This window comes from Pseudonocardia endophytica, assembly GCF_004339565.1.
In the GTDB taxonomy this organism is placed as follows: domain Bacteria; phylum Actinomycetota; class Actinomycetes; order Mycobacteriales; family Pseudonocardiaceae; genus Pseudonocardia; species Pseudonocardia endophytica.
In genome coordinates this window covers 2,208,753-2,226,430 of record NZ_SMFZ01000002.1, presented here as the reverse complement: position 1 = coordinate 2,226,430, position 17,678 = coordinate 2,208,753, and the positions used below count along the sequence as shown (strand labels likewise).

Here is a 17,678-nt window from a genome sequence, read left to right as displayed (position 1 = left end):
GAGACTCAGTGCCGGAGCCCGCGCTCCTTGAGCAGCGGGATGACGTGCTCCCCGAACGCCTCGACGCTGCGAGCCGGGTCCCAGAAGCACATGGCGACGTGCTCGACGCCCGCCTCGTGGAGATCCGCGAGCTCGTTCGCGACGGTCTCGTACGAGCCGACGATCTGGCGCCCGCTGATCCCGAGGCCGAGGTTGCGGATCCAGTTCTCGTTCACGTCGGCCGGGAGGGCGTCCGTGGGCACGCCCCGGTACCTCCCGTACAGGTTCGTCACGGCCGCGACGTCGATCTCGTTCTCGAGCCACGACATCGTCGTGGCGGCCCTCTCGTCCGTCTCGTCCATCACGACGAAACACATCCCGCAGATCCGGACCTTGCGGCCGTAGGACTCGGCCGCTGCACGGACCTTGGCGGCCGTGGTCGCGTAGCTGGCCCGCACCTCGTCGCGGCTGTGCCCACCCGACTGGAGACCCGCGATGAAGATGGCGTCGCACTGCCGGGCCGCGAAGTCGATGCCCAGGTCCGACGAGGCCGCGCTCATCAGCAGCGGGCGGGGGTCGCTCGTCGGTCGGGGGTTCACCTGCGCGCCGTAGGCCTGGAAGTACTCGCCCTCGAAGTCGACCGGGTCGGCCGAGGTCCACAGGTACTTGAGCAGCGTGCAGAACTCGTCGGCCATCGCGTAGCGCTCGGCCGAGGTGCGCGTGATCCCGCGCTCGTCGGCCTCCCGGTCGCGTTCCTTGCCGCCGAAGCCGAACTGCGCGTAGTCGGCGAGGTCGTAGGCGGCGACGATGTTGACGCCGAGCCTGCCGCCCGAGACGTGGTCCGTGGCAGCGGTGATCTTCGCGACGAGCAGCGGGTGGAAGTCGTAGCCGACGTGCACGGTGGTGAACAGACCGAGCCGCTCCGTGGCCACCGCCGACGCCGCCGCGCCCGTCGCGAAGTCCAGCGCCGCACCGTTCCAGTTCGTCTCGCCGCCGTAGCCGCTCCACATGCCGTACTGCAGCTGGCTGTCGAAGCCGACCCGCTCGGCGGCCTGCAGGAGGTCTCGCGACGCGGGCCACTTCCACTGGTCGGCGTAGCGCCCCTCGTCGGTCAGCACCGCCTTCGTCGCCGCCAGCCCGGAACGGACGTTCCAGGCGAACAGCGACAGGTGCAGCGGGTGGTCGCGGTCCAGGGACGGCTGACCGCCGGGATCGAACGGACCACGTCGGACCTCGGTCGGCACGCTCGCGCGGGGCTGCAGCTTCTTGGCGTTGTCGATGCTCACTGGCCCTCCCCGGGGCTCGTGGTGGTTGCGGCACGACCGAACCGGTCGTGCAGCTTGGGAAGGACGTCGGTGCAGAAGCCGCGCAGGAACCGCTCCTGGTCGTGTCCCGGCCCGTGGAAGACGAGGTGGGTGAACCCGACCTCGACGTACGGCGCGATCCGTTCGACGACCTCCTCGGGGTCGTCGGACACGATGAAGCGGGTGTGCGCCCGGTCGAGGATCTTGTCGGCCGCCTGCTCCATCTCCAGCGCGTCGTCGATGCCGGTCTTCTCCTCCGGCTTGAGCGCGAGCGGCGCCCAGAAATGGCAGGCGTCCCTGGCGTAGTCGGCGTCCTTGTCGTAGGAGACTTTGATCTCGATGAACCGGTCGATCCGGTTCACGTCGCGCTGGGCAGCCTCTGCGCCCTCGGCCAGTGCTCCCAGCAGGTCGCGGTAGAGCTGGGGGTCCTTGCCCGAGGTCGCGATGTAGCCGTCGGCCACCCGGCCGGCGAGCTTCGCCGCGAGCGGCCCGGAAGCTGCGAGATAGATCGGAATCCGGGTCTCGGGACGGTCGTAGATCGTCGCCCGGTCCGTGCGGTAGTACTCGCCGTCGAACGTGACCCGATCCTCGGACCACAGCCTGCGGATGAGCTCGATCGACTCACGCAGCATCAGTCTGCGTTCCTTGGGGCCGGGCCACTCGCCCGCTGTCGCGGGCGTCTCGTTCAGCGCCTCGCCCGTCCCGACCCCCAGGAACACCCGGCCGGGGTTCAGACAGGCCAGCGTCGCGAACGCCTGCGCGACGACCGACGGGTGGTACCGCATCGTCGGCGTCAGGACGCTCGTCCCGAGTACCGCGTGCCTGGTGCGCTCGCCCAGCGCCCCGAGCCACGGGAGCACCGCGGGGGTGTGGCCACCGTGGTGGCGCCACGGCTGGAAGTGGTCCGACACCGCGATGGTCTCCAGACCGAGATCCTCGGCCAACGCGGAGTATCCGATCAGCTCGCGCGGGGCGAACTGCTCGGCGGACGCCTTGTACCCGTACCTCATCGGCTGCGCTGTGACTGACGACACGGCGCAAACCTTACTGAAATTCAGCTGACTTGACAACACCGCGGAGTGGCCGATCCCGGGATGCGCCGGGCACGCGTCGGCGTCACGACCACAGCGCGCGGGAGGCCGGCACGGCATGAGCCAGCCGCTCGACGGCCCCGCCCCGCTCGGCCGGCCGGCTACCGGGCCCGGATCAGTAGGACGGCGGCGTGGCCACCCAGAGAAAGCGGGTCGGCCCGGAACCGGTGTTCGTCCACTCGTGCTCGATCGTGCTGGGGTAGAACAGCGACTCTCCCGCTCGGACCTTGAACCGCTGCCCGGTCCCGAGCCGAACGTCCAGCACGCCCTCCAGGATGTAGATGATCTCCTCACCCTCATGGGTGACGGGGCCGCTCGACTCAGAGGACGGCTCGAGAGTGATCAGCATGCCGTCGAGCATGGTCTGCCCGTTGATCAGATGCTCGGCGCGGAAACCGTGGACCGAGCTCACCTTCCGCTTCCCGGCCGGCGACAGCTGCACGAGCTCCGTGGTGTCGCTGCGCAGCACGGCCGAGACGGTCGAGCCGTACGCGTGCGTCAGCCGATGCAGACTCTGGGACGACACGCCGGTCTGGTCGCGCTCCAGGGCGCTGAGGAACGACGGCGACAGCTCGGCCAGCTCGGCGGCCTGGCCGAGAGTCATCCCGGCGTCCTGCCGGAGCTTGCGCAGCCGCGGCCCGATGGTCGACTCGGCGCTCACCGGCGGGGACGCGGACACGCTCTCGTCGCTGTCGTGCAGCGCCCGCCGGATGCCTTCGATGTTGAGCCGCTTCACCTTGCGCAGGTGGGCGATGCGCCGGATCCGCTGCAGGTCCGCCTCATTGAAGTAGCGATAACCGTTCGATCCGCGGTGGGCGCTCACCAGCCCGTTGCGCTCCCACACCCGCACGGTCGTCGGACTGACGTCAGCGATCCGCGCCGCCTCCTGGACCCGGTAGACCCCGCCCTGACCCGCGGGTGTTGCAGGGCCGCGGCTTGCTGCGGGCGGAGTGTCGGGCATCGAGGTATCGGCGTCCTTCCGTGGCATGGCGCGTCGAGGATACCCGCGGGCCGTCCCCCGGGAGCAGCACGGCGAGGTTCGCCGGGTGACTGACCAACCGGATTCGCCCGGTGGCCGGCCAACCGGCGACGACAAGCGCCCTCGCACACTCCCATACCTTACTGGAGTTGCAATGAGTTGACCGACGTCAACACGGGCCTGGTGCATCGCCACCGTCAGGTCGCGGTCGCCACCGTCTTCGTCTGCGTGTACAGCTCGATCGCCGCGGCACCGCTCTCGCGGCCCCAGCCCGACTGCTTGTACCCACCGAACGGCAGTGCCGGATCGAACAGGTTGTAGCAGTTGACCCACACGTTCCCGGCCTGCAGCGCTCGCGTCATCCGCTCCGCCGTTGCCAGGCTGCCGGTGAAGACACCGGCAGCGAGGCCATAGGGCGTGTCGTTGGCGCGGTCGATCGCCTCGTCCACGTCGTCGAACGGCGTCACCGATACGACCGGACCGAACACCTCATCGCGTTCGATCGTCATGTCCCGCGCGGTCCCGGTCAGCACGGTCGGCGCCACGTAGTAGCCAGGACCATCGGCCGCGGCACCGCCGCACGCCGTCCGCGCGCCCTCGCGCACGCCGGACTCGATGTAGCCGACGACACGCTCGCGCTGGTGGGCCGAGATCAGCGGCCCCGTCGTCGTCGCAGGGTCCAGGGGCGGGCCGGCCACGAGCACCCCCGCCGCCCCACACAACCGGGCCACGACATCGTCGAAGACGGGTCGCTGGACGAACACCCGCGACGGGGCCGTGCAGAACTGACCGGACAGCAGGAACGCGTTGCCGGCCACCGACTCGACGGCGGCGTCGAGATCCGCGTCGGCGAAGACGACGGCGGGCGACTTGCCGCCGAGCTCGAGCGATACCGGGGTCAGGTTCGTGGCCGCCGCGGCGGCGATCCGCTTCCCGGTCGCCGTCGAACCGGTGAACGAGATCTTGTCGACGCCGGGGTGCTCGACGAGTGCGGCACCCGCGTCGTGACCGAGCCCGGGCACGACGTTCAGCACACCCGGCGGCAGCCCCGCCTCGAGGAACAGCTCCGCGACCCGCAGCGCGCCCAGCGGCGTCTGCTCGGCCGGTTTGACGACGACGGTGTTCCCGGTCGCGAGCGGGTACCCGATCTTGTCGAGCAGCATCGCGATCGGCGAGTTCCACGGCAGGATCATCCCCACCACACCCAGCGGCTCGCGCAGGACGCGGGCCTGGAACCGGTCGCCGCGCAGACCCGAGGGCGCGAGAACCTCTCCGACGACGCGCGCCGGGATCCCGGCCGCGTACTCCAGGGCCTCGGCCGCGGCGGTCACCAGTGTGCGGGACAGCGCGATCGGGATGCCGGCATCCAGGGCGTCGAGCTGCGCGAGCTGCTCGGTGTGGCGGTCGACCAGGCTGGCCGCGGCGAGCAGGAGGCGGCTGCGGGCCGAGGCCGGGAGCCAGCGCCACTCGTCGCCGTCGAACGCGGCGCGCGCGCTCGACACGGCGCGGTCCACGTGCTCGGGGCGGCCCTGGGCGACCTCGGCCAGGCACCGCCCGGTGGACGGGTCCTCGACCGCCGACGCCGACGCGTCGTCCACCGCCACCCCGCCGATGAGCATCGGTCGGCGGCATTCCAGCCATTCCCGCAGCGAGGGGTCCACACCGGCGAGCCCATCGGTGTCCTCACGAGGCGGCCGCATCGTTGCCACGAGTCCTCCGTCCGCACAGCAGGTCGGCCGCCTTCTCCCCGATCATGACCGTTGCCGCGTTCGAGTTGCAGGACACGAGCGTCGGCATGACCGATGCGTCCGCGACGCGCAGCCCGTCCACGCCCGCGACGCGGAGTTCCGGATCGACGACGGCGCGGGAGTCGGAGCCCATGCGGCAGGTGCCCGCGAGGTGGAAATAGCTGCCCATCGCATCCCGCACGGCGCTCTCGAGCTCCGCTCGTCCGAGCCGGAGCAGCGCGGTGGTCTCCGAGAACCCGCCCCAGTCGTCGAACACCCCGGTCTGCACGATCTCCTCGACGAGCTCGACACCCGTGATCAGGGTGTCGACGTCGGCCGGGTCGGCGAGGTAGCCCGGGTCGATGACAGGTGCTCGCGTCGGGTCGGCCGAGGCCAGGCGCACGGCGCCGCGGCTGCGCACACGCATCAGACCGATCGCGAACGTGATGCTGTTCGGCAGCGGGTGCTGCCACTCGTAGTGGAAGTCCATACCCGCCGCGGTGATGTGCAGGTCCGGGGCGACCGAGTCCGGTCCGCTCCGGGCGAGCACCGTCGCGGTGGGCCGCAGGTACTCCGGTGGCAACGGCCGCTCGCTTCGGTACCGGATGCCGGCCAGTAGCGGGTGGTCCTGCAGGTTGTGCCCGACCTCCGGAGCGTGCACGACCGGCTCGATGCCGAGCGCAGCCAACTCGTCGGCGGACCCGACACCGGACAGCAGCAGCAGGTGGGGTGATCCGACGGCCCCCGCGCAGAGCACGACCTCCACGGCGGCCGTCGCCAGGTGGGTGGCGCCGTCCCGGTCGTACTCCACCCCGGTGCACCGACCCGCCTCGATGCGCAACCCCCTGGCCAGCGCGTTCGGACGGACATGCAGGTTCGGCCGCACCATCGCCGGACGCAGATACGCCGAGGCCGTGCTCTCGCGCCGGTCGGAGAAGATCAGCGCGTCCGGGAACCCGATGCCGAGCATCGACGCAGCGTTGAGATCTCCCACCCGTTCGTGCCCGGCCCGCTCCGCCCCGGCAGCGAACCGCATGCCGACCGGGTCGGACGTTCCGGACGGGCGCGGGTTCAGCGGGCCGCCCCGCCCGCGGTACAGGGGGTCGCCGTCCGGGACGTCCTCGCAGCGGCGGAAATAGGGTAGGACGGCCGCATGGTCCCATCCGTGCGCGCCCGCAGCGGCCCAGCCGTCGAAGTCAGCGGCGTGCCCACGCAGGTGCACCATGTTGTTGATCGAGCCGGAGCCGCCGAGCACCTTGCCCCGCGCGGCCGGGCAGGCGCGCCCGGTGCCTGGCTGCAGAACGGTCTCGAACGCCCAGTCGGCGTCGCTGCCGAGCAGCGACGGCCACCCCTCAGGTGACTCGACGTCGGCCCGCCGCTCGTCCCCGCCCGCCTCGATCAGCAGCACCGATGCCTGCGTGTCCTCGGTCAGCCGTGCCGCCACGACACATCCTGCGGTTCCGCCGCCCACGACGACGTAGTCGAAGGCCTCGGTGGTCATCCGCGCTCTTCTATCGCGTTCAGTACCTCGAACCCCGCCTCGGAGGACCGGCCGAGCATCGACACGACCGGGTGGGTCACGCCGGCGTCGACCAGTTCCTGCAGCTTTGCCCGGCACAGGTCGGGCGGACCGGCGATCGCGAGCTTGTCGATCATCTCGGGGGTGACCGTGCGGGCCACCTCACGCACGCCGCCGGCCGCGAACGCCGCGCGCAGCCGGTCGGCGATCCCTGGGTCGAGCCCGTTGCCCTGCAGGATCCGCTCCGCCTCCGGGGCGAGCATGAGGATGCCGAGTAGCGGCCCGACGGTGCGCTGCGCGTCCGCCTCGTCATCGGCAACGGCGAGCACGATCATCGCCGCGATGTCGACGTCGCGCGGGTCCCGGCCGGCGTCGGCGGCGCCCTTCGCCACGTCCTTCACCGCGGCCCGGACGAACTCGGGGGACGTCTGCGGCACGAACGCGCCCGCACCGCGCCTGCCCGCAAGCTGGAGCATCTTCGGGCCGACGGCACCGACGTAGATCGGGAGCTGCCGAGCGCCGCGGATGACGAGGCGAGGCCCGCGGGCCGTGATCACCTTCCCGTCGTACCGGACCTCGTGGCCCGTGGCCATCTGTTCCAGCACGTCGATGGCCTCGCGGACGGCCGTGAGCGGGCGGGATCCGTCGTAACCCATCTGGTCCGCGACCTGGTGCTGTGCGCCGGAGCCGATACCGATCACCGCGCGCCCGCCGCTGAGCTCGTCCAGCGTCGCGAACGCCATCGCGAGCGCCGCCGGATGGCGCGTGTACGGGTTGAGGACCGACGTCCCGAGCAGGACGCGCTCGGTCGCCGCGCCGACCGCCGCGAGCGATACCAGCGGGTCACGGGCGTAGTAGCCGTCCGCCATCCAGACCGAGTCCAGGCCGGCCTGCTCGGCCTTGCGGGCGAGCTCCACCATCCGCTCGGTGGGTACGTCTCCCGCGAACCAGATCCCGCGTCGCAGCATCAGACCTTCTCCTTCGCCTCGTCGTCGGTGAACCATGCGGCCACGGCCCTGCGCGACGGCTTGTCCAGGCCGCCGCGGGGCAGCTGGCGGACCGCCCGGACGTCGCGGGGGACCTTGAACGTCGGCAGCGCCTCGCCCAGCGCGGCGGCCACCGCGACCCGGACGGCGTCCGGGTCGTGCGCGGCCGCCACCTCGACGGCCAGAGCGACGTCCTCACCGAGCACCGGATGCGGGATCGCGCAGGCCACCGCGCCGGTGACCCCCGCAACCCGCGCCGCGACGTCCTCGACGTCGATCGGGTCGAACTTGTAGCCGCCCCGGTTGATCCGGTCGCCGACCCGACCGCGGATGACGTACGCGTCACCCTGACGCTCGACGATGTCGCCGGTGTGTACCCAGCCGTCGAGGACCCGCGCGGCGGTGAGGTCCGGGCGATCGAGGTAGCCCTCCATCATCCCGAACGACCGCATGACCAGCTCGCCCTCGTCGCGCGTGTCCCGGCCGTCGGCATCGACGAGCCTGATCTCGACGCCGTGGACCGGCCGTCCGGCGCCGTAGGCGTCCTCGTCGACCGCGACCGTCATGCCGGCGCACGTCTCGGTCAGCGCGTACGCGTTGACCAGCCGGGCGTCGCCGCGACGGCGGAGGAACCATTCGATGTCGACGCCCGAGGGTGCCTGCCCGATCACCATGTAGGTGCGACCGGTGAGGACGGCGTCCGGCTCAGCCTGCCGCCACAGCGCGAGGTGCGCCGGAGCGCCGTAGAAGACCGTCCCGCCGACGTCGCGCATGACGTCGGAGAACGTCGCCGCATCGAACTTCGGGAGGATGTGCATCCGCGCCCCGACGTCCAGCCCGGTGTTCAGGAGCCCGTTCGTGGTGGCCGCGCTGCCTGCCGGAAAGGCTGAGACGATCGTGTCGCCCCACCCGAGAGGCTCGCCCGGTTCATCGAAGGAGTGCCGCCCCGCGAACGCGAGGTGGCTCGCCATCACACCGGCCCAGGCGAGTGCCCAGTGGCTGAGCAGGATCCCCTTCGGCTCTCCCGTGGTCCCGGACGAGAACGAGATCTCCGCGACCGGAGTGCCCCAGCGGTCGAGCAGCGGCTCCGACCGCAGCTCGACGGCCGGGCCGATGTCCTTGCCCGCACTCTGCAGGACCGTGCCCGCACCCGCGAAGTCGATCTGCGTGCGCAGGTCACCCGCCGGGATCTTCGGGTTCAGGACGAGCGCGGGGCGCCCGGCGGCATGCGCGGCGACGTACCCGACCGCGAAGTCGATCGCGTCGGCCACGTCGTACACGAGCGCGACCGGCGAGACGTCATCGCGGAGGGCTGCGGCGCACTGCCGTGCGCGTTCGTGCCACTCGGCGAAGGTGATCCAGCGACCGGCGTAGCCGATGGCCAGCCGCTCGGGACACTCCTCCGCCCAGTGCGCGAGCCGTTCGTACGAACGGACGCCGCGAACGTCGTCGGGCGTCCGTATCACTGCTCTTCCGAGGCCCAGACGAACTCCTGGAACTCCACGAGCATGCCGTGGAACGTGCGCGGGTTGGTCCAGACGACCCGATTCGTGATGTACGGGCGGCCGGCGTACTCGCCGTTCTCGAACAGCCGGGGCTCGTCCTCGACCAGCTCGACACCGGCTGCGCGCAGCCGCTCGATCGTCGCGTCGAGGTCATTGACCTGAATGATCGAATTGAAATAGTGCTCGCCACGGCGCTTGACTGCGCGGCCGATCGGGCCCGCTCCGCCGTCGATATCCTGCATGAGGTTGATCCGCTGGTCACCAACGGTCACATAGGCGAACTTCATCTGGATCCCGGGCTCGGGAGCCTCGATGACCGGGCAGGCCTTCGTCCCGAAGACGGCCTCGAACTTGGCGATCGCGGCGTCCAGGTCCTCGACCGCGAGGCCGAGCTCCTGCACACCCTGGAACACGCTCTCGTCACTCATGGTGGTACTCCTCGAATCGTTCCGGTCAGAGCTGGTAGGTCAGGCCGCGCGCCATGGCGTCGGTCAGCGCGAAGGACTCCCGCGCCAGTGAGAGGTCGGCGAGCGGCGTCACGTTGAGCAGCACGACGTGCTCGAGTCCGGCCCGGACGTAGGGCTCTAGCTGACTCGTGATGTCGTCCGGGGAGCCGTGCGGCACGTAGTCACGCACCAGCTCCCCAGGAATAGAGTTGATCATCGAGAGGATCTCGTCCCGCCCGAACCGCCCGGGGATGTACTCGGTGATCCCGACGGCGGACTCGCCGAGCGGGTGGGGCACCCCGTACCGCTCGAAGGCTGAGGCGGGCAGGGTCATGCACATGCCCTTGACGTACGGGTGGTCCAGCAGCGGTTGAGCCGCGTCGACATCCGGCGCCACGGCCGCGAACGCGAACAGCCCGAACGTGAACGGGTCCTGCTCCCGCCCTGCAGCCGCCCGGGCCTTACGGATCCGACCGACCCGATCGGCGTAGTCTTCGGCCGTCATCAGCGCGGGCAGCCAACCGTCGCCGAGCTCACCGGCAACCCGGCACATGCGCGGCCCAGCGCCGCACAACCAGATCTCCGGGAGCCCGGCCTCCGGTACCGGCAGGCCGAACACCGCGTCGTCGAACCGGAAGTGCTCGCCGGAGAAGGCGACCGGCTCGCCCTGGCTGCCCCAGAGCGCACGGATGACCCGGATCGCCTCCTCCATCCGCCCGACCGGCTTCTCGAACGGGATGCCGTAGGGCAGGAGGTTCTCCCCCTCACCGCCCCCGATGCCGAGGACCGTACGGCCTCCCGCGATGTGCTGGAGCGTCAGGAACTGCTGCGCCAGCGCCACCGGATGCCGCCGGATCGACTCGGTCGTGATGCCGATCGAGATCTCCGACGTCGCCGAGCCTGCCAGTGCCATCGCGGCAACGGGGTCGAAGAACGTGTCGGGGCTAGTCCCGGGCCGCGCGATGGCGCTGATGTCCGGTGTCCACAGCGATCGCGGCGTCCATCCCATGTAGTGGTCGCCCCACCACATCGACGCGTAGCCGGCCTTCTCGGCGGCCTGCGGCCGCGACGTGAGCATCGCTGTCGGTGGGCCCATCGGCCCGCCGATCCCCACCTGGACCGTGCGGGTGGTCGTCTCGCTCATGGCGTCTCCACGGGGGTGAACATCGGGATCTGGTGGCCGTCGGTGGTCGGAGCAAAGGTGACCCGTACCGGCAGTCCGATATGGACGAGTTCCGGGTCGCAGCCGACGATGTTGCTCTGGACGATCAGTCCGCCCCGGTCCTCGTCGAGCTGCACCATCGCGGCGACGTAGGGCACGGTCTCCTGGAACCCCTCGGTGTCGTTGCGGTAGATCACGCTGTAGGTGAAGACCCTGCCGCCGCTCACGTCCCGCTCGTCGAACTCGGCCGACCAGCAGTGGCTGCAGAAGCCGCGGTACGGGAACTGGAAGCGCTCACAGGCCCGGCACTGCTGCACGACGAAGCGGCTCGCATCGGCCGCGTCCCAGAACGGCTTCGTCTCGGGTGTGTGGGTGGGGAGCGGCCGTGTCCACGACATCGCGTTCACCGGTCCTTCGACAGGATGGCCACCGCCGACCCCTGCACGCCCATGTAGGCCGAGCCGGTTCCGTAGACGAGGGCGAGGTCGGGGTCACGCACCTGGTAGCCGGGCGCCTCGCCGCGCAGCTGGCGCACCGCCTCGATCAGCAGGAACAGCCCGCGCCGCCCGGGATGGTTCGAGCACAGGCCGCCACCGTCGGTGTTCACCGGCAGCGGGCCGCCCGGGTCGATGCCGCCGGCCTCGATGAACGGCCCCGCCTCCCCCGGTTTACAGAGCCCGAGACCTTCGAGGCCGAGGATGGTGGCGATGGTGAACGCGTCGTACACCTGTGCCACGTCCACGTCGGACGGCGTGACGCCCGCCATCGCGTACGCCTGTTCGGCGGAAGCCCGGGTGATCTCGGTGAAGTCGGTGTTCCAGTCGGCATAGCCGCCGTTGGAGTTCGCGACGGCCTCACCGATGCCGAGCACGTAGACGGGATCCTTGCGCAGCGTCGCCGCGCGCTTCGCCGAGGTGAGTACGATCGCGCCGCCACCGTCGGTGATCACACAGCACTCAAGCCGGTGCACCGGCGAGGCGATCACCGGGGAGGCGAGCACCTCGTCGACGGTGATCTCCCGGCGCTTCGCCGCGTCCGGGTTGAGCGCCGCGTACCTGCGTGCGGCGACGGCCACGGACGCGGACTGCTCCGGCGTGAGTCCGTACTCGAACATCTGTCGCTGCATCAGCATGCCGATGTAGCCGATGATCGTGGTGCCGTAGGGCTCCATGAACGCGTCCGGGAACGGCATCGTCGGACGCCCGATCAAGTCGCCGAAGTTCCGCGTTCCGACCTTCACGGCCTGCGAGCGGGTGCACGCGCCGTAGCTGATGACCGCCGTCCGGATCAGCCCGGCCTCGATCGCCATGACCGCGCGGTTGAGGAACAGCCCGAACGAGGCCCCGCCGATGTCGGTCTCGTCGACGAACTTCGGCCGCAGGTTCAGGTAGTCACACATCATCGACGCCGCCGACTCGCGCAGATACCCGGCCTCCGGCGACGTCGCGACCGTGAAGAATGCGTCCACATCGGACCGATCCAGACCCGCGTCACCCATCGCACCGATGATCGACTCGGCCTGCATCAACCACTCCGACTTCTCCGCGGCGATGCGGAGCGGGTGCTCGTAGGCACCGACGATCGCGACAGTTCCACGGAGATCACTCATCGGGGCCGACCGGCGGTCTCGACCTGCAGTAATTCCATGCAGCAGACCTTACTGTAACTGCGATGGCTTGTCAAAAGTCGAGCGCGCTCTGCGGGCGGCGGATGCCGCCCGGCCAGGTCGCCGTCAGCACGGCCTCACCGATCCGAACGCCTGAATAATCAGACAACGACATGCATCTCGCCAACGGAATGCTGACCGGCCGCCTGAAGCACGGGAGGACCCGATACCCCTCGCCGGAGCGGGGGACCGAGAAGATTACCGCCGATCCGTGGCAGTACTGGAAGCGCGGCTGCGGAGGCTCCCGGCCTTGGAAACGAGGCCGGAGTCATGCCGCCAGAACGATCTGCCGGGAAGCCGACAACGCGGCGGTACTCGCAGGAGGAGAAGGCCGCGGCGGTGCGCATGGTCCGCACCCTGCGCGTCGAGCTGGGTCACGACCACTGCGTGGTGAAGTGGGTGGCCGAGCAGCTCGGCCCGGTGTCACCACCGATGACACCGCCCGGGTGCTACCGCGTCCACGGAGCGCGCAAGCTCTGATAGGCGGCGCGACGCGCCGGCCTGGATGTGGGCCGCTCGTTCCTCGACCACGACGTGGGCGTTCCCGATACGCCATCGGCAGCCTGGTCACGACACCGCCCGCGACCTAGCCTGGATCTCCGACGTCGCCACACTGGCGTGGTGGGAGACGAGGGACCGGATGCGCGGAACCACGGAGTACTGGAGCACCGACCGCGACGCGTCCACCGTCGTCGACCAGTGGCGGGAGATGTTGTCCGCCACTCACCTGCCGTGGTCGGTCGCCGTACCGCGGCCCCGCACCGCGGGGTTCGAGGCGACGATCCGGCGCTGGTGGATCGACGACCTGGCTCTCGTCGACTGCACCTGCGATCCGTGCTCTGGCACCCGGACGAAGCGGGACATCGCCGGGACCGACGGCGAGTTCGTCGTCGTCCTGATCAACCGGGGCGGTCGGGAGACGGTCGCGCAGAGCGGCGCGGAGGCCGGGTTGCAGCCCGGCGACGCCGTGGTCTGGGACAGCTCGGCGACGGCCCGATTCGCCGTCGAGGAGCCGTTGACCAAGCGCAGCCTGCTGATCCCGCGGTCGGCGCTCGACGAGATCGTCGGACGGGCGCAGGTCACCGGCGGCGTGATGCTCGACGGCAGCAGACCCGCGACCCGCCTGCTCACCTCCTACCTCGACACGCTCAGTGCGGCACTGCCCGAGCTCGACCAGGCCGCCGTGTCCGCGGCCCGGAACGCGACGCTGGAGCTGTTCATCGGCGCGCTGCGCACCGCGGGCGACACCCCGGAGTCGACCGTCACCCAGCCGGCGTTGCGGGCGGCGATGGACCGCTACATCGAGCGCCACCTCGCGGACCAGCTCTCCCCTGGCCGGCTCGCCCGTGCCCACGGCGTCTCGCTGCGCACCGTGAACCGGATCTTCACCGCGTCCGGTCAGACCGTCGGTGAAGTGGTGCGGGTACGACGGCTGGCCCGCGCCCGCGAGGAGCTCGCCGGCACCGACCGGCCGGTCGCGTCGATCGCGCACCGCTACGGGTTCTCCGACGCCAGTCATCTGAGCCGGTTGTTCAAGGCGCACTACGGCGCGACGCCGCGCGAGTACCGGACGGCTGCCCGGGCCGATGGCGCGCACGTGCAGGTTCGTGGCGCTGAGGTTCAAGGCCCCGGCGCCGGTCGTCGTGAGACTGGGGTCACAGCGACTCAGGGATGAGCGGGCCTCCTCCCGGGCCGGTCGACGCGACCTGGAGGTTGGCGCAGATGGCACGACGTGACGTGGAGTTCACCGGCGAGGACGTGACCCTGCGCGGGTGGTTCTACCCCGCCCAGGGAGCAGGCGCGACGGCGCCGGTGATCGTCATGGCGCACGGCTTCTCGGCGGTGAAGGAGATGTACCTCGACAAGTACGGCGAGGCGTTCTCCGCGGCCGGGCTGAACGTGCTGGTGTTCGACAACCGCAACTTCGGCGCCAGCGACGGCGAGCCGCGCCAGGAGATCGACCCGATCCAGCAGGTCCGCGACTACCGCCACGCCATCACTTACGCGCAGAGCCTGCCCGAGGTGGACCGCACGAAGGTCGGTGTGTGGGGGTCCAGCTACTCCGGCGGGCACGTCCTGGTCGTCGGCGCGATCGACAAGCGCGTCGGGGCCGTCGTCTCCCAGGTCCCGCTCGTGTCCGGGTACGAGAACATCCGGTCGCTGGTCCGGTCGGACTTCATCGGCGGCTTCCGGGAGATGTTCGACGCCGATCGCGAGGCCAGGGGACGCGGTGAGGCTCCGGCGATGGTGCCGGTCGTGGACAAGGACCCGCTCGCGCCGTCCGCGCTGCCGACGCCGGACTCCTACCAGTGGTTCACCGAGACCCACGAGAAGCGGGCTCCGTCGTGGCGCAACGAGGTCACGCTCCGCACGGTCGAGATGCTCTCCGAGTACGAGCCCGGCGCCTGGATCTCCCGGATCGCTCCGACGCCGTTGCTGCTCCTGGTGGCGCGCAACGACGTGCTCACGCCCACCGAGCTGGCGATCGGCGCCTACGAGAACGCCCGCGAGCCGAAGAAGCTCGTCATCCTGCCGGGCGGGCACTTCGACGCCTACGTCGACGGCTTCGACCAGTCCTCCGGCCCGGCCACGGACTGGTTCGTCCAGCACCTCGGAGCGTGACGGGGCGGCTCCGGTCCTCCCCGGATGCCAGGATGCGGGGAGGACCCGAGCGACCCGAGGAGCCTCGCCGTGACCAGCGCAGAGACGGCCGCGCCGCCCGACCACGTGATCCGGTTGCTGCCGGCCGACGCGCCGGAGGCGACGCGGACGCGGGTGCACGTCGTGGACGAGCGCGCGATCGCGGCCTACGCCGCCGGGATCGGGGACACCCGCGCCGAGCACTTCGACCTCGGGCGTCCCGGCGGCATCCAGGCCCACCCGGTCTTCCCGGTGACGTTCGAGTGGCCGCTCCTCGACGACGGCGGCCCCGGCACGTCGATGAGCCTCGCGACACGACATCGGGGACTGCACGCCCGGCACGACGTGCGGTGGTTCCTCCCGCTGGTCCCCGGAACGGAGATGCGGACCGTCGCGGGCCTGCACGACGTCGTCGTCAAGAAGTCCCTGAGCCTGGTGACCGTCCGCCTCGACACGTACGTCCCGAGCGGCGAACGCGCCGTCTCGACGCTGTACACCCGCGCCTACCCCGGCGTCACGGTCGAGGGCGACCTGCCGACCACGCCGGCGAGTCCGCCCACCGGACCACCGGCGGAGACGCGACCGCACCGCGTCTACGACGTCCCGCGCGAGGGCCCGACGGTCTACACCGAGTGCTCGCGGATCTGGAACCCGATCCACACCGACATCCGGGTCGCCCGCGCGTCCGGCCTGCCCGACATCGTCGTGCACGGCACCGAGACCCTTGCCCGCGCCGTGACCGCCGTGCTCGACGACCGGGACCTCGACCGATGGACCGTCTCCCGCGTCACCTCACGCTTCACGGGCATGGTGACCCCGGACCAGACCGTCACCGTGCACCGGAGCGACCCACGCCCGGTCGACGACGGGGGCGTGCACCTCGACGTCTGCTCCACCCGGACCGACGGGACGACCGTCCTCGCCGGCTCCGTGGACCTGCGTCCGCGATAACGGACCGGGCGATCGACGGACGGTCCCGCGCGGAGGCACACTGCCGGGCGATGGCGGAACAGCAGCGGTCGTTCGTGGCCCGGCACCCCCTGCTGGCCATCGCGATCATCCTGGCCGTCGAGCTCGTCCTGCTCGGCTTCTTCCACCTCGTACTGGGCTGGAGCTACCTGGCCGTCGCGCTGGCGGGTCTCGTCGTGCTCGTCCTCGTCTCGTTGCTGATGGGTTGAGCGGTCCGGCGGGCAGTTCGGTTCGCCGTCGGGTGATCCGGAGAACGCGCGTCTCGCCGGTGGCCGCACCCGTCCGGCCGCGTGCGTTCTCCGGCGTCGCACGCGTCGTCGCCGGCCGCTGTGCACCCATTTCCGGCGCGCCGCGCTCCGGTACGGTCGCCGCCGATGGTCACTCCCGTTCTCGGTGTCGGCGTCCTCGTCCGCGACGACGGCGGGCGGGTCCTGCTCGGGCATCGCGTCAAGCCGGGCGAGGCGCCGGTCTGGTCGTTCCCCGGCGGCGCGGTCGAGGCGGGCGAGTCGTTCGAGGCGGCTGCGGTCCGGGAGCTGCGCGAGGAGACCGGGCTCGACGCGAGGGGTGTCGACGTCGCCGGGGTGATCCTCTCCCCCGGTCCCGCGCCGTGGCTCACCGCCGTCACGGTGGCGCGCGACGTGCGCGGCGAGCCGGCGCTCACCGAGCCCGACGTGTTCGCCGAGTGGCGCTGGTGTCCCCGCGACGAGGTCCCCGACGCGCTGTTCGCCCCGACCCGGATGGCGTTCGACCTGCTCGAGGGCCGCCCGGTCGCCGACGCCGTCGCCGCCTACCGTCTCGCGCCGTGATTCTTGCTCTCTCAGCAAGAACGCGTGCCATGAACGCACGGCTGTGCCTACCCTCGCGACCATGACGCACGCTCAACAGCAGGGCCACGGGCACGGCCATGGCCACGGTCACGGCGGCCACGACGCGTTCACCGACGACGCCCTCGCCGAGATGCTCGACCTCGACGCCGAGATCGTCGCCCCGCAGCTGCGGGAGATCGTCGAGTTCGTCGGCGCGCACGCCCCGGAGGACGCGCGGCTCGTCGTCGACCTCGGTGCGGGCACCGGGACCGGCAGCGCGGCGCTCGCGCGGCGGTTCCCGGACGCCTCGGTGGTCGCCGTCGACGGGTCGGCGGCGATGGTCAACCGGTTGCGTGCCAACGGGTTCACCGCGACCCAGTCCGATCTGGACTCCGGGTGGCCGGAGGTCGGGTCACCGGACGTGGTGTGGGCCGCGTCGTCGCTGCACCATCTGTCCGATGTGGAGCGGGTGCTGCGCGACGCGCACGCCGCGACGAAGCCGGGGGCGCTGCTCGCCGTCGTCGAGATGGACGACCAGCCCCGCATTCTCGACGACGACGCAGGCCGGGCCCTCGAGGACCGCGCCCACGAGGTGATGGCTGCCGAGCGCTGGAACGCCCACCCCGACTGGACGGGGGCGATCGAGAGCGCGGGGTTCGCCGTCGTGGAGAAGAGGCGGTTCGAGCTCGACGACGTGCCGCCCCGCGACGTCGCCGTCCGCTACGGCCGGGCGTTCCTCACCCGCGTGCGCGCCGGCATCGGCGACAAGCTGCCCGCGGCCGACCGGGAGACCCTGGATCAGCTGCTCGCCGACGGCGTCCTCGAGCAGACCGACCTACGCGTCCGGGTCACCCGCACGCTGTGGCTCGCCCGGCGATGAAGGGGTGAAGGGACGGTGC

At 71.1% G+C, this 17,678-nt stretch carries 17 protein-coding genes and 1 pseudogene; 7 read left to right on the top strand and 11 right to left on the bottom strand.

Going from position 1 to position 17,678, the window contains the following annotated elements; genetic code table 11:
• Window positions 1-5 precede the first annotated feature (5 nt).
• From EV378_RS29295 to EV378_RS29245, 11 genes are all read right to left on the bottom strand, one after another.
• On the bottom strand, window positions 6-1,265 hold the full coding sequence (locus EV378_RS29295) for an LLM class flavin-dependent oxidoreductase (RefSeq protein WP_165922539.1): 1,260 nt from the start codon (window positions 1,263-1,265) through the stop codon (window positions 6-8).
• Complete coding sequence (gene fgd / locus EV378_RS29290; RefSeq protein ID WP_132432911.1) at window positions 1,262-2,293, bottom strand: glucose-6-phosphate dehydrogenase (coenzyme-F420); 1,032 nt, start codon at window positions 2,291-2,293, stop codon at window positions 1,262-1,264. The genes EV378_RS29295 and fgd overlap by 4 nt, the downstream gene beginning before the upstream one ends.
• A gap of 196 nt (window positions 2,294-2,489) precedes the next feature.
• Entirely contained in the window at window positions 2,490-3,335 is an 846-nt protein-coding gene (locus EV378_RS29285) for a MerR family transcriptional regulator (RefSeq protein WP_165922538.1), read from the bottom strand.
• A gap of 215 nt (window positions 3,336-3,550) precedes the next feature.
• On the bottom strand, window positions 3,551-5,053 hold the full coding sequence (locus tag EV378_RS29280; protein ID WP_132432909.1) for an aldehyde dehydrogenase family protein: 1,503 nt from the start codon (window positions 5,051-5,053) through the stop codon (window positions 3,551-3,553).
• Entirely contained in the window at window positions 5,037-6,581 is a 1,545-nt protein-coding gene (locus EV378_RS29275; RefSeq protein WP_132430597.1) for a GMC family oxidoreductase, read from the bottom strand. The genes EV378_RS29280 and EV378_RS29275 overlap by 17 nt, the downstream gene beginning before the upstream one ends.
• On the bottom strand, window positions 6,578-7,567 hold the full coding sequence (locus EV378_RS29270; RefSeq protein WP_165922537.1) for an LLM class flavin-dependent oxidoreductase: 990 nt from the start codon (window positions 7,565-7,567) through the stop codon (window positions 6,578-6,580). The genes EV378_RS29275 and EV378_RS29270 overlap by 4 nt, the downstream gene beginning before the upstream one ends.
• Window positions 7,567-9,051: a class I adenylate-forming enzyme family protein gene (locus tag EV378_RS29265; protein ID WP_132430595.1), complete on the bottom strand. Its 1,485-nt coding sequence runs from the start codon at window positions 9,049-9,051 to the stop codon at window positions 7,567-7,569. Before EV378_RS29265 ends, EV378_RS29270 begins: the two co-directional genes overlap by 1 nt.
• The gene (locus tag EV378_RS29260) at window positions 9,048-9,518 is read right to left on the bottom strand and encodes a VOC family protein (RefSeq protein ID WP_132430594.1); all 471 of its coding nucleotides are present in this window, start codon (window positions 9,516-9,518) and stop codon (window positions 9,048-9,050) included. Before EV378_RS29260 ends, EV378_RS29265 begins: the two co-directional genes overlap by 4 nt.
• Before the next feature lie 25 nt (window positions 9,519-9,543).
• Entirely contained in the window at window positions 9,544-10,680 is a 1,137-nt protein-coding gene (locus EV378_RS29255; protein WP_132430593.1) for an LLM class flavin-dependent oxidoreductase, read from the bottom strand.
• Complete coding sequence (locus tag EV378_RS29250; RefSeq protein WP_132430592.1) at window positions 10,677-11,096, bottom strand: Zn-ribbon domain-containing OB-fold protein; 420 nt, start codon at window positions 11,094-11,096, stop codon at window positions 10,677-10,679. The genes EV378_RS29255 and EV378_RS29250 overlap by 4 nt, the downstream gene beginning before the upstream one ends.
• Window positions 11,097-11,101: 5 nt before the next feature.
• A complete protein-coding gene (locus EV378_RS29245; protein WP_132430591.1) occupies window positions 11,102-12,307 on the bottom strand; it encodes a thiolase C-terminal domain-containing protein in 1,206 nt (401 codons plus the stop codon).
• 327 nt (window positions 12,308-12,634) lie between these two features.
• Here EV378_RS29245 and EV378_RS29240 point away from each other — a divergent pair.
• The 7 genes and pseudogenes from EV378_RS29240 to EV378_RS29215 all read left to right on the top strand — a co-directional run.
• A pseudogene (locus EV378_RS29240) lies at window positions 12,635-12,781 on the top strand (IS3 family transposase); the annotation flags it as partial.
• Window positions 12,782-13,004: 223 nt separating this feature from the next.
• Window positions 13,005-14,039, top strand: a complete 1,035-nt coding sequence (locus EV378_RS29235) for a helix-turn-helix domain-containing protein (RefSeq protein ID WP_165922536.1) — start codon at window positions 13,005-13,007, stop codon at window positions 14,037-14,039.
• 47 nt (window positions 14,040-14,086) lie between these two features.
• Window positions 14,087-14,986, top strand: coding sequence for an alpha/beta hydrolase (locus EV378_RS29230; RefSeq protein ID WP_132430589.1), 900 nt, complete (start codon window positions 14,087-14,089; stop codon window positions 14,984-14,986).
• A gap of 69 nt (window positions 14,987-15,055) precedes the next feature.
• Entirely contained in the window at window positions 15,056-15,955 is a 900-nt protein-coding gene (locus tag EV378_RS29225; protein WP_132430588.1) for a MaoC/PaaZ C-terminal domain-containing protein, read from the top strand.
• Window positions 15,956-16,005: 50 nt separating this feature from the next.
• Window positions 16,006-16,182 carry a hypothetical protein gene (locus EV378_RS35620; protein WP_165922535.1) on the top strand — a complete coding sequence of 59 codons (177 nt, stop codon included), beginning with the start codon at window positions 16,006-16,008 and terminating at the stop codon, window positions 16,180-16,182.
• A gap of 165 nt (window positions 16,183-16,347) precedes the next feature.
• Entirely contained in the window at window positions 16,348-16,779 is a 432-nt protein-coding gene (locus tag EV378_RS29220) for a nucleotide triphosphate diphosphatase NUDT15 (RefSeq protein WP_132430587.1), read from the top strand.
• A gap of 61 nt (window positions 16,780-16,840) precedes the next feature.
• Window positions 16,841-17,659, top strand: a complete 819-nt coding sequence (locus EV378_RS29215; RefSeq protein ID WP_132430586.1) for a class I SAM-dependent methyltransferase — start codon at window positions 16,841-16,843, stop codon at window positions 17,657-17,659.
• Window positions 17,660-17,678 lie beyond the last annotated feature (19 nt).

What these genes read in the sequence shown, in the direction of transcription:
- fgd (WP_132432911.1), bottom strand. Translation starts at nt 2,293, where the DNA reads ATGAGGTACGGGTACAAGGCGTCCGCCGAGCAGTTCGCCCCGCGCGAG.
- EV378_RS29285 (WP_165922538.1), bottom strand. Translation starts at nt 3,335, where the DNA reads ATGCCCGACACTCCGCCCGCAGCAAGCCGCGGCCCTGCAACACCCGCG.
- EV378_RS29280 (WP_132432909.1), bottom strand. Translation starts at nt 5,053, where the DNA reads ATGCGGCCGCCTCGTGAGGACACCGATGGGCTCGCCGGTGTGGACCCC.
- EV378_RS29275 (WP_132430597.1), bottom strand. Translation starts at nt 6,581, where the DNA reads ATGACCACCGAGGCCTTCGACTACGTCGTCGTGGGCGGCGGAACCGCA.
- EV378_RS29270 (WP_165922537.1), bottom strand. Translation starts at nt 7,567, where the DNA reads ATGCTGCGACGCGGGATCTGGTTCGCGGGAGACGTACCCACCGAGCGG.
- EV378_RS29260 (WP_132430594.1), bottom strand. Translation starts at nt 9,518, where the DNA reads ATGAGTGACGAGAGCGTGTTCCAGGGTGTGCAGGAGCTCGGCCTCGCG.
- EV378_RS29255 (WP_132430593.1), bottom strand. Translation starts at nt 10,680, where the DNA reads ATGAGCGAGACGACCACCCGCACGGTCCAGGTGGGGATCGGCGGGCCG.
- EV378_RS29250 (WP_132430592.1), bottom strand. Translation starts at nt 11,096, where the DNA reads ATGTCGTGGACACGGCCGCTCCCCACCCACACACCCGAGACGAAGCCG.
- EV378_RS29245 (WP_132430591.1), bottom strand. Translation starts at nt 12,307, where the DNA reads ATGAGTGATCTCCGTGGAACTGTCGCGATCGTCGGTGCCTACGAGCAC.
- EV378_RS29235 (WP_165922536.1), top strand. Translation starts at nt 13,005, where the DNA reads ATGCGCGGAACCACGGAGTACTGGAGCACCGACCGCGACGCGTCCACC.
- EV378_RS29230 (WP_132430589.1), top strand. Translation starts at nt 14,087, where the DNA reads ATGGCACGACGTGACGTGGAGTTCACCGGCGAGGACGTGACCCTGCGC.
- EV378_RS35620 (WP_165922535.1), top strand. Translation starts at nt 16,006, where the DNA reads ATGGCGGAACAGCAGCGGTCGTTCGTGGCCCGGCACCCCCTGCTGGCC.
- EV378_RS29220 (WP_132430587.1), top strand. Translation starts at nt 16,348, where the DNA reads ATGGTCACTCCCGTTCTCGGTGTCGGCGTCCTCGTCCGCGACGACGGC.
- EV378_RS29215 (WP_132430586.1), top strand. Translation starts at nt 16,841, where the DNA reads ATGACGCACGCTCAACAGCAGGGCCACGGGCACGGCCATGGCCACGGT.